A 1,094-nucleotide genomic window follows, 5' to 3' on the forward strand; every position below is an offset into this window, starting at 1 on the left:
CAAGACCCCGGGCGTCATCTACGACATCAAGGGTCTGTTCCCCAGGCATGTTACGGATGGGCGCTTCTGATGAGGGTTCTGGTCACCGGCGCGGCCGGCTTCATAGGGTATCACGTAGCCAAGCGGCTGCTGGAGCGCGGTGACGAGGTCGTCGGCATCGACAACGTCAACGACTACTACGATCCGCAGATCAAGGAGGCGAGGCTGCGGCTCCTGGACGAGGCGAGCCGCAAGACCAATGCCGGCTATCATTTCATCCGCGGCAATCTCGCCGACAAGAGCGTGGTCGACGCCTGCTTTGCCGACCATGCATTCGACCGGGTGATCCATCTCGCCGCCCAGGCCGGGGTTCGCTACAGCCTGGAAAACCCGCATGCCTATGTCGAAAGCAACATCATCGCCTACACCAACATGCTGGAGGCCTGCCGCAACAGCGCCGTCGCGCACCTGACCTATGCCAGCACGTCGAGTGTCTACGGCGCCAACACCGACATGCCGTTTTCCGAGCATCGTCCGGCCGACCATCCGCTGCAGTTCTATGCCGCGACCAAGCGCGCCAACGAACTGATGGCGCACAGCTACAGCCATCTGTTCCGATTGCCGACGACCGGGCTTCGCTTCTTCACCGTCTATGGTCCCTGGGGTCGCCCGGACATGGCGCTGTTCCTGTTCACCAGGAACATCCTGGCCGGTGAGCCGGTCAAGCTGTTCAACAACGGCAACCACACGCGCGACTTCACCTATGTCGATGACATCGCCGAAGGCGTGATCCGCGCCAGCGACAGCCCGGCCACGGGCAATGCCGCCTGGGACTCCAGCCGTCCCGATCCGGCCACAAGCAGCGCCCCCTGGCGCATCTTCAACATCGGCAACAACAACCCGGTGAAGCTGACCGCCTATGTCGAGGCGCTGGAAAACGCGCTGGGCCGCAAAGCCATCGTCGAACTGTTGCCGCTGCAGCCCGGCGACGTGCCCGATACCTTCGCCGACACCTCGGCGCTGGAGCAGGCGGTCGGCTACCGCCCGACGACGACAGTGACCGAAGGGGTGGGGCGGTTCGTCGAGTGGTATCAGGCGTATTTCGGGCGGGGATA

General features: G+C 63.5%; 1 protein-coding gene. It reads left to right on the forward strand.

The annotated features are described in order from the left end of the window. Positions 1 to 69: 69 nt before the first annotated feature. Positions 70 to 1,094 (forward strand): NAD-dependent epimerase (locus NKI21_RS32325; RefSeq protein WP_352869317.1); only part of this gene is annotated, 1,025 nt, incomplete at its 3' end.

Origin of the sequence: Mesorhizobium sp. M0715, from assembly GCF_040320355.1 — a bacterium.
GTDB lineage: Bacteria > Pseudomonadota > Alphaproteobacteria > Rhizobiales > Rhizobiaceae > Mesorhizobium.